Below are 14,983 nucleotides of genomic sequence, written 5' to 3'. Positions count from 1 at the left end.
TTAAGATGTAATGATGAATAATTTAAAAATTATGACCATAAAAAAAGCAAATCCCAACGATCACAAAATCCTCACAGAAATCACCAAAAAATCAAAAGCACATTGGGGATATTCTGATGAACAAATTCAAATCTGGTCTGAATTTTTAACGGTTTCAAAAGAATATATCGAAACTAAATCGGTGTATAATTTAATTGTTGATAATAAAATTGTTGGCTATTATTCATTCTTCCACGAAAGTGAAAACATTATAAAACTGGATAATTTATTTGTTTTGCCTGATTTTATTGGCAAAGGATTCGGAAAAATATTAATGAATGATTTTCTTGTTCAAATCAAAAATAGCGATGTTCAGAAAGTAATTTTAAACTCAGAACCAAACGCTGAAGATTTTTATATTAAATTCGGATTTGTAAAAGTAGGGCAAATGGAAACTTCCATTAAAGATCGATATTTGCCGATAATGGAGTTAAAAATTAATAGAATAGGAGAAATAGAAAATGCATAATTCAACTTTTAAACTAATAACAATCAAAGAAGTCAAATCGCAATATCCATTTTTATTGGATCATGAAGGTTTTGATTATTTTGATGAATGGGAAGATCAGGATTTCTTTTTAGTTTCAAATGAAGATGTCAATTTTGAAGGGAATTTCTATTTAGATCTTTATGAAGATAAAGAGAAAAAATGGCTTTCGAATTTGTTAAATCTTCCATTAAAAGAAATTGAAAAAACACGAATTGAAGGCGTTTTAATAAACGGAAATTTCTCTGTAAACGGAACGATCATAAATGCTGAAGGCGATTATGGACCGTACATTTTTATTAATGGAAATGTTACTTGTCAAAGTTTGCTGTTAGGAGGTTCGTATGTCGAAATAATGGGCGATGTAAAAACCAAAGAAATGGTAATGACTTCGTATAATCATGGTAGTTTTAAATGTTCTGGTATTATTGAAGCTCCGGTTTTTATAGTCGAAGATCATTATACAACTTTTGGAGATCGAAAAAATGATTTGTTTTATTACAATGACAAAACAAATGATTATGACTCTGAAAACGATTGTGAATACGACGAAGAAGATGAAGATACTATCTCAATTGAATTACGCAAACACCTTGAAAATCCTTTAATCGCAACTTTTGAAGAATTAAAGCGCGAATTAGAAAGAGGTGAATTGGTTTTAAAGCAAAGTAATCCGCAGCCGAAAACATATGAATATTGGCAAAATAGAGTAACGTCGAATTACAGAGATTTAAAAGTGGTTCCACCTCAATTTAAAACTAAAGAATTATGTGAGTTGGCTTTGAATAATACATTTCATGCTTTATCATTTGTAAATGAGGAATTTATTACGGCTGAACTCTGTGAAAAATTAGTAGAGAAAGATGGTTTTGCAATTCAGAAAATACCAAGTCAGTTTATAACCCAGGAACTTTGTTTGAAAGCTGCAGAAAGCGGAACATTGATTTCGTTGATTCCGCATGATTTTTATTCGGAAGAACTGATTCTGACGACTTTCAAAAATGGTAAACACGAACCCGATATTAATGATGTTCCTTCTGAATTTATTACAGAAAGTTTGCTGGAAGAATATGTAAAAATTGGAAAAGGATTATGGCTCGATAAAGCTTGCAAAGAAAATGGAAAAGATAAAATATCGATTTTAAAACGTGTTATTGACTCTGGAATAATAAATCTTGACGCTGTTTTTGGAAATCATTTTAGCAAAGAAGTTTTTGAATACGCGGCATCTGTTTATGATAATGTTCAAAATGAAGCAGAGTGGAATAAATATGTTGAAAAGTACAAACAGAAGCTTGAACGTATTGGTTTGTAATCATAGTATTTGAAAAATGGATAACGAAAAGATAAAAATACTAAGAAGTAAAATTGCAGTTCCTTTAAATGTCGCTGTTGAGCTTCTTAAAAAGAATAATAATGATGTTTTATTATGTGAGCAGGAATTTCATGATATTAATATCCAAACAATTTCTCAGAAAGCAGAATGTGATTACAAAACGGCGAACGAAAGTTATGCGTTGTGCAATTACGATATAGTAAAAGCGATTGAAAGAATCAATCAAAAAACAAGTAATAATTACAACCGGAAATACAACAGATTCTAAAATTGGGTTTGTTTTATGGCCCGAAAATGCTGCAGGAGAATTCTATAAAACAGCCAAAAGAAATGATGTCTTTATTCATACAGAAGATTTTGACATTATCCTAAAAGAGTTTCAATCTGTTTTTCCATTAAAAAATCCTTGGAATAATGATATTGAGGATGAATTTGATCCTGTTGGTAATAACTTTTTTGATAATAAAACCTGTAGAATTATCGTAGAAAAGATATCTCATATAAAAAACGATGATGAAAAAGTTCAGTTTTTCTTGAAAGAAGTAACAAACTGGCTAGAAGATAAATTAACGTATGCTGATTATATAGTTGTTTACGGTAACTTGTAGAAAATGACACGCAAGATTTGCAATTAATTGTCCAATACTAAATTATGAAACAAAAAGTTGAAATCAGAAAAGTCGAAAAACAAGACTTAGATTTTGTTTACAAATCAATTTGCGAACTTGAAAATGAAGAATTAGATTTCAAAGTTTTCAAAGAAATATTCAATGAAAATATTTCAAACCCAAACAATTTGTATTTAATAGCCGAAAATGAGAATGAAGGTTTAGGTTTTATTAGTTTTCACACACAAAATCTATTACATCACTGTGGTCGGGTTGGAGAAATTCAGGAGTTTTTTATTCATCAAAATCATCGGGGAAAAGGAATTGGAAGACAATTGATAGAGAAGATCATGCAATATGCAAATCAAAATAACCTGAAAAGTATCGAAGTTACCACAAATCGGCGAAGAGTTGAGAACGTGTTGATTTATGAAAATCTTGGTTTTACCTTATCGCATAATAAGTTTACGATTTATAAATAGCTTTCCAGCTATGAAATTTGAACATAAAAAAACTGCTATTTTGTTGGTAGCAGTTTTAATAAATAGATAATTATGTTGTTATCATGGTAGGTATTCCATACAGATACTATTTGTTGCTGTTCTGTACAAATACCAGCCACATATGTTTCTACCATAATAAGAAACTTCGTCACCGTTGCATAACGGATATGGCACGCAGTTTACAACTCCGCCATTAATTGATTTCAGTTCTTCTTTTGATAATTTTTGTGTCGACAATTTTTGTAAGTTTTTCATAAACAAGGTTTTTTGGATTTTTCTGTTCTAGATATTATTTTGATGAAAATGGATAATTATGTTGTTATACTGCTCCATATTCCATACAGGTACTACCTGTTGATGTTTTGTATAAATACCAGCCACATGAGTTTATTACATAAAAAGTGGCTTCCTGACCGTTACATAGTGGCCATGGTATACAGGGTGCATTATTACCGGCGTTAATTGATTTCAATTCTTCTTTTGATAATTTTTGTGTCGACAATTTTTGTAAGTTTTTCATAAATAAGGTTTTTTGGATTTTTCTGTTCTATAAGTTTTTGGATACTACTTGATAAAAATACTAATTATTTTTTCCAAATAAATACTTACAAAAAGAAACATTTAGATTCTGATTGATTTTTCAAAAATCTTCAATATTTTTCTTTTTTTAACTTAAAACCACAGTAAATTCTTTCTTTTTTTGTGTTTTTAATGCAATTGTTGATTTTGAAAATAAGTGAAAAAACTTGTGAATCTTACTTGAAGCAAATTGGATTAAAGTTTAATATTGTAAAATAATAATTGCTTCAGGAAAAGATGAAAGAATTAAATCCGAAAATAAAACATCATTTAATAGTTGGTTCGCTAATTGGTCTCTGGTTATTTGTTTTTGCTTTCATCATAAAACCTTTTGACGATGGAACTATAAATCTCAGAGCTTGGTTTCTAATAAGTTTTGGTTTTAGTATAATGGCATTTTTATGTTATGGTATTCTTGCTGTTCTTCAAAATAGGATTTACAAGAAAATCTCAAAATGGAATCTTAGTTTAGAAATTGGAAGTATTGTTTTATTTTTCCTTATTTATCTGTTTGGAATTTATACCTTTTACAAAAGCCCGATTTTAAAAGGAGGTTATAGTTTTTATGAGTTTTTCTCGATTATTTTTATTAAAGTTGCTTTGATTTTAACTCCCGTAGTTATTCTGGCGAGAAGATATTTAATCAAACTCATTCCTGTAAAAGATGACATGCTCACTTTTATTGGGGAAAACAAATTAGACATTTTAAAAGTCCAAAAAGCTGATTTGGTTTGTATTTCGAATGCTCAAAATTATGTCGAGATTTTTTATATCGAAAATGAAACATTGCATTCAAAACTAATTCGTTCTTCACTCAAAAAAATTCTCGAAGATTTTACTTTTTTAATCCAAATCCATCGTTCTCATTTAATAAATCCGATTCATTTTAAGTCCTGGAGAAATTCAAATACTGTTATTTTGACTCAAATGGAACTTCCGGTTTCTAAAAATTATAAAGAAAGTTTGTTGACTTTGTAATTTCGTACCTAAAACAATACGTTTTGTACCAAAGTCAATAATATTGGCATTTGCAGAAGTTTTTCATCCTAGTTTTGTTTCATCAATTTTAAAATAAATTATGAAAACAAAACACTTTTGTATGATAGGATTACTATTTTTTGTAATAAGTTATTTGCTATTTTCTAAAACTTTACCTGATTTTCAAAGTCCAATTGATTTTGCACATTGGTTCAATTTAATTGGAGCCTGTTTTTTGCTGTCGTTTAATGATGTATTTCCTAAAAACAGATTAAATTCTTTTGATTCTTTTGTAACAACTTTAGGAGTTGTTGCGCATATCGGACTTTGTACAATCGATTTAATAATGTCGAGTTATGGAGCAAATGATTTCGCGAGAGAAGAATTAAGCCGGCATATTAGTAATGTGCCATCAATTTTGTACCCTTTTGTAATTGTTGGTCCATCTTTGCTTTTTATTGGTCTGTCTCTTCACGCGTTGAATTTTATAAAAACTAATGTGATAAGTTTTTTAATGGTTTTTCTTTCTTCGTTAGCAATAGGTTTCTCTTTTTTTATATTAAAAAATGGAGTTTATATGTTGTCGGGTTGTGTGGTTTTTGTTTTAGGATTGACTTTTTTACTTAAATAGAAAAGAAAACCAAAACGAACAATTTGATAAATAATAAACTCAAAATAGAATCTCTATTTTTAATTTGTATTTTTGTTTAAAGGGAATAACTGAATTTAAATAAATTGAATAAAACTCTAAAATACTTAATCTTACTCTTTCTGGCTTTTGCTATGATTGCGAGCGATTGTACTTTAGATTCTCAATCAAAATCAGCAGATTATTATCAGTCTTCTTTTGTGATTTTAAGAAGAGAATTAGATTTTAAAAATTCTGGTTTCTTCTTATTTAATAAATTAAGAACTTTTGAAAAAGTTGGTTTTTCAATTCCTTTAATCTTTCTCCAATTTAAAGTTGCTTGTAATGTTCAAATAAGAGTTCTTCTGCAACTTCAAAAACTTCTTTATCAAAATATAAATTCATTTGTAAAACAATTTGTTTTTGTAAATGAAATAATCACTTCAAATAATTGCCGTAAAAGTTTATACATCGCTTAAAGATTTTCTTTGGGCATTGTGCGCAAAAACGCATAAAATGATACAATAATGTCTAATCATTTATCATTTTCAAAATGAATAAACACAAAAATAAAACACGTTTAGAGCAATCTAAGCGACCGCTTCATTGGATAAAAAGAAAATTTATTGTTATAATAACCGCTTTTATGCTGGGAATGTCAAACGGAATGAATGTTCATGAAGAGGCAACTAAAGGAAATCAAAATTATACCGAACAGCATAAGAAGGATTAGTCTTCTTTGAGGTTCTAACGCATTTCTGTCATTTCGACCGAAGGGAGAAATCGCACTAGAACTCGATAAAGATTGGCGACTTTGTTTGCGGAATTACTTGTGTGATTTCTCCCTTCGGTCGAAATGACAAGCTTGTGCGTAATTATATTGCGCATAAAAAAACCTTTGTCAAAGTTTTAAACTTTGACAAAGGTTTTGCGCATTTATTAAATTGGAATTTGGTCCCGATAGCTATCGGGATTAAAAAATTGAAATCTCTTAATCAACCCATTTATAATATCTCGCCCCAATTAAATTAGGAATTTCTTTTTCGATTCGATCCAAAACCCATTCTTTTTTAGGAGTTCGAACACTTTGTTTTTGTTCTTTTTTATGAAGACTTTCATAAGTTTCAAAACCAATTTCGGTGCTTTCTTCTAAGTTTTCAAAAAGTTTGGTTTTGGCTAAAGCTGATTGCCAATTTGGCTGAATTGTTCCTTCAAAAACTTTTGATTTAGATCCGCTTCCGTAAGCCAGAAATCCGAATTTTGTTCCGGCAACTTCTTTTTTAGTGTCATAATAATGTGCCAGAGTCGACAATAATCCCATGAAAATGGAACCAGTATAAAGATTGCCAATTAGCGATGAAGCCAATTCTGCAGGTTGTAATTTCTCGGTTACAAACTTTCTGTATTCATCCGATTTTCCCACTTCTTTAATTTTATTCTGATAATCTGCGGGATCAATATTTTCTGCAATGATTTTATCTGCACTGTCTAAAGCATAAATCTCAGACAACATTCTGCGTCCCTGAAAAGAATATGGCAAGTGCATAATAATACTATTCCAGGTATTGTATAAAGTTTCTGTTGTATTTTTTAGTTTCTTAAATGAAAAGTAAGCATTTCGCGTACGGTCCATATAACATTGATTCGAATATTGACCATCAAAAACCGGCTGGTCTTTATGAACTTCAATTTCAGCTTCTAAATTCTCAAACCAAGGATCATTGTTTTCATTTTTTGTAATTGATTCCTTTGATATAGTTCTGTAAGGTTTGAAAAAGTCAAAAACTCCTTTTGTACTTGTTGCCCAATTTTCATCAAAAGCAATAATTCTTGGGTTCGAAGTTACTAACATTGCCAATGCTCCTGCACCTTGTGTATATTCTCCGGTTGAGTTTAAATCGTATTTTGCAAAATCAGTTGTAACTACAATTGCTTTTTTTGTTGGATTCAGTTTTACAAAATCAATGCAGTTTTGCAAAGCGTCGACACCGCCAATGCAGGCAAAAGTAAAATCTACAACATCGCATTCGGCAAGTGAATCTTCGCCAAATTTTTGCTCCATTAAATTAATTAAATAAGAACTGATGGGTTTTGAGCTATCGATCGCGCTTTCGGTACCAACATAAATCCGGCTAATCTCGTTAAGGTTTATTTCATGCTCAAGAATAAGTTTAGTTAAAGCATTTGCGCCAAAAACAACCGCATCCTGATGGACGTCCGGTAAAGTCATTTTAATTAATCCAAGACCTTTTTCTAGTTTTTCCGGTTCAATATTTCTGGCAACAGCCAAAGTTTTTATAGGTAAATGTATGTTGGCTACATCAAATGATATAGCGTCTATTCCTGTTTTCATTCTGATTTTTTTTGAAGCTGATAAAGGTAAAATTATGCAATGGAATGACCATTTTTTTCGGCTACAAAATTACGATGATGGAACACTTTTGAAGAAAATAAATTAAATGTTTGATTAAAATAGTAATTTCATAAAGTTTTATGAGAGTCAGATAGCGGCTATTACTGTTAAATAATTTCTGTAAAGTATGCGTTTTTAGATTTTTATAATAAAATTATTTGATATTAAGTATTTTTTATACGTAAAAATACGTATTACGTAGTCTATTTTAAAATCATTATAAATAACAACGAAATGGTTGTAGTTCTTTGTTAATTGACTTATTTTTGTCTAATTTTTTAAAACAAACTACTTAAACACTTATGGCACAATCTGCACTATTGAATGCTTCCATCTTAAAGAAAGTGGCTATGGCTCTTTCGGGAATATTCTTAATCACGTTTTTAGCGCTGCATGTTACCTTAAATTTCATTTCTATTCTTAGTGAAGATGTTTTTAACGAAGCTTCTCACTTTATGGGTTACAATCCGCTAATTCAATATGTAATGCAACCTGTTTTGGCATTCGGAGTAATTTTCCATTTTGTTATGGGATTTGTACTTACTGCTCAAAATAGAGCTGCTAGACCAATTGCTTACGCAAATTACAACGGAGCTGCAAATGCTTCATGGAGTTCTAGAAATATGATTATTTCCGGATTGGTTATTTTAGCTTTCTTAGGATTGCATTTTTATGATTTTTGGTTTCCTGAGGTTACCTATAAATATATTGCAGGTGAAGCACCAAATGCTACCAGATATTATGAAGATTTAGTTCATAAATTTCACGATCCAATTCGCACAGGATTGTATTGTATTTCTTTTGTGTTATTAGGTTTTCACCTTTGGCATGGATTCGCATCTTCTCTTCAATCAGTGGGAATGCACAACAAATACTCAAGATTTTTAGCAAAAGTAGGCTACTGGTTCGCTGTTGTAGTACCGGCTGCTTTCGTAATTATCGCATTATTTCATCATTTCAATAATTAATATAAATTATAATGGCATTAGATTCAAAAATTCCACACGGCCCAATATCGGACAAATGGACAGATTATAAAGATCATATTAATTTAGTAAATCCTGCTAACAAACGTAATTTAGATATTATCATTGTTGGTACAGGTTTGGCTGGAGGTTCGGCTGCGGCTACTTTGGCTGAGCAGGGATATAACGTAAAAGCTTTCTGCTTTCAGGATTCACCTCGTCGTGCACACTCTATTGCAGCACAAGGGGGAATCAATGCAGCAAAAAATTATAAAGGTGATGGTGACTCTGTTTACAGATTATTTTATGATACTGTAAAAGGGGGTGACTACCGTGCGCGTGAAGCAAACGTTCACCGTTTGGCTGAAGTTTCTGCTAATATTATTGACCAGTGTGTGGCTCAAGGAGTTCCATTGGCTCGTGAATATGGCGGACTTTTAGATAACCGTTCTTTTGGAGGAACTTTGGTTTCTCGTACTTTTTATGCACAAGGACAAACCGGACAACAATTATTGTTAGGAGCTTATTCTGCAATGAACCGTCAAATTGGCCGTGGAAAAATAAAAATGTACAACCGTCACGAAATGCTGGACATAGTAATCGTGAACGGAAAAGCGAGAGGTATTATTGCTCGTAACTTAATTACAGGAGAAATAGAAAGGCATTCTGCTCACGCAGTAGTAGTTGGTTCTGGAGGATACGGAAACGTATTTTTCTTGTCAACAAATGCTATGGGAAGTAACGCAACAGCAGCTTGGAAAATTCATAAAAAAGGAGCGTTTTTCGCAAATCCTTGTTACACACAAATTCACCCAACTTGTATTCCGGTTTCTGGAGATCACCAGTCAAAATTGACTTTGATGTCTGAATCATTACGTAATGACGGTCGTATTTGGGTTCCTGCAAAACTAGAAGATGCTAAAGCAATCCGTGAAGGAAAGAAAAAAGCAACTGATTTATCTGAAGCTGAAAGAGATTATTTCTTAGAAAGAAGATATCCGGCTTTTGGAAACTTAGTACCTCGTGATGTGGCATCTCGTGCTGCAAAAGAAAGATGTGATGCTGGTTTTGGAGTTAACAAAACAGGAGAAGCTGTTTACTTAGACTTCGCTGCGGCTATCAAACGTTACGGAACTGAAGAAGCTTTCGTAAAAGGTTTAGATGCTAATGATGCTACATTGGTAACTAAATTAGGAGCTGAAATCGTGAAAAGTAAATACGGAAACTTATTCCAGATGTATTACAAAATCGTCGATGAGGATCCTTATACAACACCAATGATGATTTACCCAGCGGTTCACTACACAATGGGTGGAACTTGGGTTGATTATAACTTAATGACTACAATTCCTGGATGTTTCTCAATTGGAGAATCTAACTTCTCTGATCACGGAGCAAACAGACTTGGAGCTTCTGCTTTGATGCAAGGTTTAGCTGATGGATATTTCGTTCTTCCTTATACTATTGGAGATTATTTAGCTCCGGATATTAAAATGGGAGAAATTTCTACAGATTTACCAGAATTCGTAGCAGCAGAAAAAGAAGTAAAAGATCAAATCGACAGATTTATCAATAATAAAGGAACTCACTCTGTAGATTATTTCCACAAGAAATTAGGAAAAATCATGTGGGATAAAGTAGGTATGGCTCGTAATGCTAAAGGTTTAGCCGAAGCTATCGAAGAAATTGCCGCTTTACGTGAAGAGTTTTATAAAGATGTAAAAGTTCCTGGAAGCGCAAACGAATTTAATCAGGAATTAGAGAAAGCAACACGTGTTGCCGATTTCTTAGAGTTAGGAGAATTGTTCGCAAAAGATGCATTGCACCGTAATGAATCTTGTGGAGGTCACTTCCGTGAAGAATACCAAACAGAAGAAGGAGAAGCACTTCGTGATGACGAAAACTTTGCATATGTTGCAGCCTGGGAATACAAAGGAAAACCAAGCGATGCCGTATTACACAAAGAACCTCTGGTTTACGAAAACATTAAATTAGTACAGCGTAGTTATAAATAGTATTCTGAAAAAGTCTAAATACTTATTTCTTAATACTTAAAACTTATAGAAAATGAAACTTACATTAAAAATATGGCGTCAGAAAAACGCCCAGGATAAAGGGGGAATCGTTGAATATCCAATCGACGGAATCGAACCAGATATGTCTTTCCTTGAAATGCTTGATGTTCTTAACGAACAATTAATCAACAAAGGAGAAGAGCCAGTAGCATTTGACCACGATTGTCGTGAAGGAATCTGCGGAATGTGTTCTTTATTCATCAATGGAGAAGCACACGGACCAGACAGAGGAGTTACAACTTGTCAATTACACATGCGTATGTTTAAAGATGGTGACACGATTTTTATCGAGCCATTTAGAGCAAAAGCTTTCCCGGTAATTAAAGATTTAGTTGTTGACAGAAGTTCTTTTGACAGAATTCAACATGCTGGTGGATTTATCTCGGTAAATACTTCAGGAAATACAATTGATGCAAATACAATTCCGATTAACAAACATGATGCAGATAAATCATTTGATGCTGCTGCTTGTATTGGTTGTGGAGCTTGTGTTGCAACTTGTAAAAACTCATCGGCAATGTTGTTCGTTGCTGCAAAAGTATCTCAATATGCTTTATTGCCACAAGGTAAAATTGAAGCTGTTGATCGTGTATTAAACATGGTACACCAAATGGATCACGAAGGTTTTGGTAACTGTACCAACACTGGGGCTTGCGAAGTAGAATGTCCTAAAGGAATTTCTCTTGAAAATATCGCGCGTATGAACCGTGAATATTTATCTGCAAGCTTAAAAGGGTAATTTTAAGAAATAGTTTTAAATAATAAAAAGCGCATTCATTAAGTTGAATGCGTTTTTTTATGCAGTTGTTTCAATGTTAATAATATTATCTTTAGCCCCGAAATCAAACCAAAAACAAATTAATGAAAAGAATTTTACTTATTACTATGCTCGTTCTGAGCATTAAAAATTACTCACAAATTGCTATAACGGCATCTTACAGAGGAGCAAATGAACCATTTGAAAAAGGCGAACTTGAAAAATTTAAAGCTACAACTACGGTTTTTGTTTTACCACAATTAAACAAGAAAGAAGATTACGAAAAAATTTTGAAAGAAGTTTGGACAGTTACTCCTTATAAGGTTGTTGATTTTAAAGATTTTAAAATGACAGATTATGCCGATGGTAAATATTCAATTGCAAAATTCATTGGAGATATTACTACAAGCGGAAAAGGCACCGTTTATATTCATACCAATTTTGCAATACGAATTTTGGATAAAGAAAAATTCGATAAAGGATTTGCTAAACTAAAAGCAGATGACAAAAAATATAATAGAAAATTGAGTGAACTTTTCAGAGAAAATCTAACTTATATAGCAAGATTCCCACTTAGCGTTAATAATAAATTTTTAGTAGACGCGATGGCAGGAGCCGGATCAGATGAAAAAATTGGCAGCTTTTATGATAGAATGTATACAGACCAAAGTTTTACAAATACTAATTTAGGAATGTTGAAAAACTATTTTCAGCAGATAAACCAAATTATCAGCAAAGGTGAGCATACCGGACTTTATGATGATTTTGTAACTCAGGAAGTTAAGAATCTAAAAGAAAATACACTTTATATTCCGGAAGCTTATATGATGGAATATAATCCTTGGAAAGGAACTGAAAAACTTAGAGATGAAAAGGATCTTAAAAAACTGGTAGAAGATTACAAATACAAATATCAGTTTATTAGAGATGAAGATCTGGAAAAGAAGATTCTTAATAACGAAGATATATTCTATTTACGCTACGTAAGTATGAATGGTAACAAATATTTAGATGTTGTAAATACCAAAACGGGAAATCCGGTTTACTATTTTTACGGTGCCGGTTTTGCATATAATTTAAAAGATGACGATTTTAAAAACATTAGTAAAGCAATATCTAAATAGATTTCCATAACAAAAGACGCATTAGCTACAGCAAATGCGTCTTTTGTTTTTATTCATAATACAATTGCGAAGCACTAATTTCCTGTTTTTCTTTTCCTTCTTGCTGAATAAAACAGCTTAAAGTAGTTCCTCCAATTTGATCAAAATAGCTAATGTTGATTTTGTGAAAACCTTTTTCGAGTTTCACCGCCCCGTATGCTTCATTAAGCCAATGAATACCATCATTATTGACAACTAATTCATTGTTAATAAAAAGCTTCGATCCATCATCTGAAAGCATTGAAATTGTATAATTTGCCGTTTCCGGAATATAGATATATCCGTCGAATTTTAAGCCGATATAACGCTCTGTTTTCGATTTCCATTTTTCGCTGCTTATTGAACCTTCAAAAATACCTGAATTAATAGGTTTTATTAATTCTAAATCCTGAACCTGCTGAAATAAAGTTCCGGTAAAATAATCGTATTTTAAGCCCTTCTTCGTTGGTTTTATGTTTAAAGCCGATTTCAGATCAGGATTTCGAACCAATATTTTATTGACAGAACTTCTTCTTCCGCTTTCGCTAATTTGAACCGTTTTTATAATTCGATATTCTCCTTTCGGAATATTTATCGTTACGGGTTTCGTATAAAGTTCAGCTGTTTCGTCTGGATTATAACCATCAATCGTGTAGAAAATTTGCCCGTTTTTGATAGTTGGTTTTAAATCCAGAACATATTTTGATGCGATTAAAGCGGTTTCGGTCGAGCCGAAAGGTGTTGGAACTTTATACAATCTTTTTTGCGCATCTAATTTTTCTAAATGATGCGGAATTCTATCTAAAACGAAGTTATTATAGTTTTTGTTTTGAGGTTCAGTCCACGCAATTTCTGCTAAAGCAAACATTCTCGGATAAAGCATGTAATTTAATTTCGCCGGACTCGTCAAATATTCCGACCAAAGATTAGACTGAACGCCCATAATATATTTTTGCTCCTCAACAGTTAAACTATCAATCGGAGTTGGATTGTAATTGTAGATTTTTTCAACTGTCGTTAATCTTCCAATCGTTAAAGGTTCATTTGGTGAATATCCCTGATTATAATCCAGATATAAAACCTGTTCCGGATTCATAATTACGTTATGTTTTTGTCTTGCTGCGGCAATTCCGCCTGCTTCTCCTCGCCAGGACATTACGGCTGCGTTTGGTGCAAGTCCGCCTTCGAGCATTTCATCCCAGCCGAGAATTTGTCTTCCGTTTGCGTTTAGGAATTTTTCAATTCGTGTGGTTAAATAGCTTTGTAATTCATGTTCGTTTTTCAAGCCTAAATCTTTGATTCGTTTTTGGCAATTCGGACATTCTTTCCATCTTGTTTTCGGACATTCATCTCCACCAATATGGATGTATTTACTCGGAAACAAAGCCATAACTTCTGTCAAAACATCTTCCAGAAAAATAAAAGTTTCTTCTTTTCCCGCGCAGAAAATATCTTCAAAAACACCCCAATATTCAACCACTTTATAATTTCTGTCTGGAAAACACGATAAATTTGGATAAGCTGTAACCGCCGCAGTTGCATGACCCGGCATTTCGATTTCAGGAATAATGTTTACATAATGTTCTTCGGCAAACTTTACAACGTCCTTAATTTCTTCCTGAGTATAAAATCCTCCGTACGGATTTCCATCAAAAAAATAGGGTGATCTTTCAAATTTATTTCCAACTAAAGTCTGTGCTCTTTTAGATCCGACTTCGGTTAATTTTGGATACTTTTTTATCTCGATTCGCCAGCCCTGATCGTCGGTTAAATGCCAATGAAAGTTATTTAGTTTATAACTGGACATTTGTGCAATAAAATATTTTATATCATCAGTAGTAAAAAAATGACGACAAACATCAAGGTGAAGCCCGCGGTAGCTGTATCTCGGCTCGTCTTCGATAGTAACGCAAGGCAATTTTATTTCCTGATTTTTAAATTTGTTGGGCAAAAGCTGTAATAAACTCTGAACTGCATAAAATAATCCTTCTTCACTTCCGGTAACGATGATCTTTTTAGTCGAAATATTGATTTTATAAGCCTCTTTTTTTAAAGATGAAGACGGATTTTGAGTAATAAACAAAACGTCAATATTGCTCTTTTTCGAAGGCACATTTTTGTTGATGGTCGATTCAAAAATCTGTGCTGTTTTTAATTCTTTCGCACTAAACTTGTTCTTTTCAAAAACTACTTTTATTTGTCCGTTTAAAAAAATACTATCTCCGGTTGCTTTATAAAAATTTGGAGCAGGAATTATCGAATTGTTATTAGAAGCAGTTTGTGCATTTCCGAAGGAATAACAGAATATCAAAAAGAGAAATATACTTTTTTGCATGGTTACTTTTTTGGTGGTTAAACAAATTTAAGGTTTGTTACATAAAGTTGCATTTTTTTTGCAATTCTAAATTTGTTATAAAAGTCTTTAAATTAGGCTTGTTAACTTTTTTATTACGTTGTGTTATAATTTGATTCG

The 14,983-nt window shown here is 32.2% G+C and carries 17 protein-coding genes; 13 read left to right on the top strand and 4 right to left on the bottom strand.

The features are described 5' to 3' along the window. The first annotated feature begins 31 nt into the window (after positions 1-31). From AC4FQ3_RS09995 to AC4FQ3_RS09975, 5 genes are read left to right on the top strand one after another with little or no spacing between them, the layout of a single operon-like run. Entirely contained in the window at positions 32-508 is a 477-nt protein-coding gene (locus tag AC4FQ3_RS09995) for a GNAT family N-acetyltransferase (protein ID WP_491181749.1), read from the top strand. Further along, positions 501-1,841: a polymer-forming cytoskeletal protein gene (locus AC4FQ3_RS09990; protein WP_491181748.1), complete on the top strand. Its 1,341-nt coding sequence runs from the start codon at positions 501-503 to the stop codon at positions 1,839-1,841. Before AC4FQ3_RS09995 ends, AC4FQ3_RS09990 begins: the two co-directional genes overlap by 8 nt. A 16-nt stretch (positions 1,842-1,857) precedes the next feature. After that, complete coding sequence (locus tag AC4FQ3_RS09985) at positions 1,858-2,130, top strand: hypothetical protein (protein ID WP_491181747.1); 273 nt, start codon at positions 1,858-1,860, stop codon at positions 2,128-2,130. Then, the gene (locus AC4FQ3_RS09980; RefSeq protein ID WP_491181746.1) at positions 2,072-2,470 is read left to right on the top strand and encodes a hypothetical protein; all 399 of its coding nucleotides are present in this window, start codon (positions 2,072-2,074) and stop codon (positions 2,468-2,470) included. Before AC4FQ3_RS09985 ends, AC4FQ3_RS09980 begins: the two co-directional genes overlap by 59 nt. Before the next feature lie 44 nt (positions 2,471-2,514). Beyond that, a complete protein-coding gene (locus AC4FQ3_RS09975) occupies positions 2,515-2,952 on the top strand; it encodes a GNAT family N-acetyltransferase (RefSeq protein ID WP_491181745.1) in 438 nt (145 codons plus the stop codon). A gap of 81 nt (positions 2,953-3,033) precedes the next feature. Here the strand turns inward: AC4FQ3_RS09975 and AC4FQ3_RS09970 are convergent, their stop codons facing one another. Next, complete coding sequence (locus tag AC4FQ3_RS09970) at positions 3,034-3,228, bottom strand: bacteriocin-like protein (protein ID WP_042565534.1); 195 nt, start codon at positions 3,226-3,228, stop codon at positions 3,034-3,036. 64 nt (positions 3,229-3,292) lie between these two features. Next, positions 3,293-3,493: a hypothetical protein gene (locus AC4FQ3_RS09965; RefSeq protein ID WP_073397533.1), complete on the bottom strand. Its 201-nt coding sequence runs from the start codon at positions 3,491-3,493 to the stop codon at positions 3,293-3,295. 296 nt (positions 3,494-3,789) lie between these two features. Here AC4FQ3_RS09965 and AC4FQ3_RS09960 point away from each other — a divergent pair, with 296 nt between their 5' ends. The 4 genes from AC4FQ3_RS09960 (at position 3,790) to AC4FQ3_RS09945 (ending at position 5,891) form a co-directional block, all read left to right on the top strand. Beyond that, positions 3,790-4,530 carry a LytTR family transcriptional regulator DNA-binding domain-containing protein gene (locus AC4FQ3_RS09960; protein WP_491181744.1) on the top strand — a complete coding sequence of 247 codons (741 nt, stop codon included), beginning with the start codon at positions 3,790-3,792 and terminating at the stop codon, positions 4,528-4,530. A 121-nt stretch (positions 4,531-4,651) separates the two neighbouring features. After that, a complete protein-coding gene (locus AC4FQ3_RS09955; RefSeq protein WP_491181743.1) occupies positions 4,652-5,161 on the top strand; it encodes a hypothetical protein in 510 nt (169 codons plus the stop codon). 104 nt (positions 5,162-5,265) lie between these two features. Next, the gene (locus tag AC4FQ3_RS09950) at positions 5,266-5,637 is read left to right on the top strand and encodes a hypothetical protein (protein ID WP_491181742.1); all 372 of its coding nucleotides are present in this window, start codon (positions 5,266-5,268) and stop codon (positions 5,635-5,637) included. 74 nt (positions 5,638-5,711) lie between these two features. Continuing rightward, the gene (locus AC4FQ3_RS09945) at positions 5,712-5,891 is read left to right on the top strand and encodes a hypothetical protein (protein WP_491181741.1); all 180 of its coding nucleotides are present in this window, start codon (positions 5,712-5,714) and stop codon (positions 5,889-5,891) included. Between the two features lie 258 nt (positions 5,892-6,149). Here the strand turns inward: AC4FQ3_RS09945 and AC4FQ3_RS09940 are convergent, their stop codons facing one another. Then, positions 6,150-7,511 (bottom strand): hydroxymethylglutaryl-CoA synthase family protein, encoded by a 1,362-nt coding sequence (locus tag AC4FQ3_RS09940; protein ID WP_491181740.1) that lies wholly within the window; start codon positions 7,509-7,511, stop codon positions 6,150-6,152. A 362-nt stretch (positions 7,512-7,873) separates the two neighbouring features. On the opposite strand from AC4FQ3_RS09940, the gene AC4FQ3_RS09935 reads away from it, so the two are divergent. From AC4FQ3_RS09935 to AC4FQ3_RS09920, 4 genes are all read left to right on the top strand, one after another. Next, on the top strand, positions 7,874-8,539 hold the full coding sequence (locus AC4FQ3_RS09935) for a succinate dehydrogenase cytochrome b subunit (protein ID WP_302093842.1): 666 nt from the start codon (positions 7,874-7,876) through the stop codon (positions 8,537-8,539). A gap of 11 nt (positions 8,540-8,550) precedes the next feature. Further along, a complete protein-coding gene (locus AC4FQ3_RS09930) occupies positions 8,551-10,551 on the top strand; it encodes a fumarate reductase/succinate dehydrogenase flavoprotein subunit (protein WP_073397548.1) in 2,001 nt (666 codons plus the stop codon). A gap of 52 nt (positions 10,552-10,603) precedes the next feature. Then, the gene (locus AC4FQ3_RS09925) at positions 10,604-11,350 is read left to right on the top strand and encodes a succinate dehydrogenase/fumarate reductase iron-sulfur subunit (RefSeq protein WP_042565543.1); all 747 of its coding nucleotides are present in this window, start codon (positions 10,604-10,606) and stop codon (positions 11,348-11,350) included. Positions 11,351-11,472: 122 nt separating this feature from the next. Then, positions 11,473-12,492, top strand: a complete 1,020-nt coding sequence (locus AC4FQ3_RS09920; RefSeq protein WP_491181739.1) for a hypothetical protein — start codon at positions 11,473-11,475, stop codon at positions 12,490-12,492. A 49-nt stretch (positions 12,493-12,541) separates the two neighbouring features. On the opposite strand, the gene AC4FQ3_RS09915 is transcribed toward AC4FQ3_RS09920, so the two are convergent. Beyond that, positions 12,542-14,845, bottom strand: coding sequence for a family 20 glycosylhydrolase (locus AC4FQ3_RS09915; protein ID WP_491181738.1), 2,304 nt, complete (start codon positions 14,843-14,845; stop codon positions 12,542-12,544). Positions 14,846-14,983 lie beyond the last annotated feature (138 nt).

The sequence above is a fragment of the Flavobacterium sp. AK-345 genome, assembly GCF_058310175.1.
Note: the sequence above shows the minus strand (reverse complement) of the source record. Positions and strands in the feature narration are given on the sequence as shown.

Coding starts and splice junctions, on each gene's coding strand:
- AC4FQ3_RS09925 (WP_042565543.1), top strand. CDS start 10,604: ATGAAACTTACATTAAAAATATGGCGTCAGAAAAACGCCCAGGATAAA.
- AC4FQ3_RS09995 (WP_491181749.1), top strand. CDS start 32: ATGACCATAAAAAAAGCAAATCCCAACGATCACAAAATCCTCACAGAA.
- AC4FQ3_RS09990 (WP_491181748.1), top strand. CDS start 501: ATGCATAATTCAACTTTTAAACTAATAACAATCAAAGAAGTCAAATCG.
- AC4FQ3_RS09920 (WP_491181739.1), top strand. CDS start 11,473: ATGAAAAGAATTTTACTTATTACTATGCTCGTTCTGAGCATTAAAAAT.
- AC4FQ3_RS09960 (WP_491181744.1), top strand. CDS start 3,790: ATGAAAGAATTAAATCCGAAAATAAAACATCATTTAATAGTTGGTTCG.
- AC4FQ3_RS09935 (WP_302093842.1), top strand. CDS start 7,874: ATGGCACAATCTGCACTATTGAATGCTTCCATCTTAAAGAAAGTGGCT.
- AC4FQ3_RS09955 (WP_491181743.1), top strand. CDS start 4,652: ATGATAGGATTACTATTTTTTGTAATAAGTTATTTGCTATTTTCTAAA.
- AC4FQ3_RS09975 (WP_491181745.1), top strand. CDS start 2,515: ATGAAACAAAAAGTTGAAATCAGAAAAGTCGAAAAACAAGACTTAGAT.
- AC4FQ3_RS09970 (WP_042565534.1), bottom strand. CDS start 3,228: ATGAAAAACTTACAAAAATTGTCGACACAAAAATTATCAAAAGAAGAA.
- AC4FQ3_RS09940 (WP_491181740.1), bottom strand. CDS start 7,511: ATGAAAACAGGAATAGACGCTATATCATTTGATGTAGCCAACATACAT.
- AC4FQ3_RS09915 (WP_491181738.1), bottom strand. CDS start 14,845: ATGCAAAAAAGTATATTTCTCTTTTTGATATTCTGTTATTCCTTCGGA.
- AC4FQ3_RS09985 (WP_491181747.1), top strand. CDS start 1,858: ATGGATAACGAAAAGATAAAAATACTAAGAAGTAAAATTGCAGTTCCT.
- AC4FQ3_RS09930 (WP_073397548.1), top strand. CDS start 8,551: ATGGCATTAGATTCAAAAATTCCACACGGCCCAATATCGGACAAATGG.
- AC4FQ3_RS09965 (WP_073397533.1), bottom strand. CDS start 3,493: ATGAAAAACTTACAAAAATTGTCGACACAAAAATTATCAAAAGAAGAA.
- AC4FQ3_RS09945 (WP_491181741.1), top strand. CDS start 5,712: ATGAATAAACACAAAAATAAAACACGTTTAGAGCAATCTAAGCGACCG.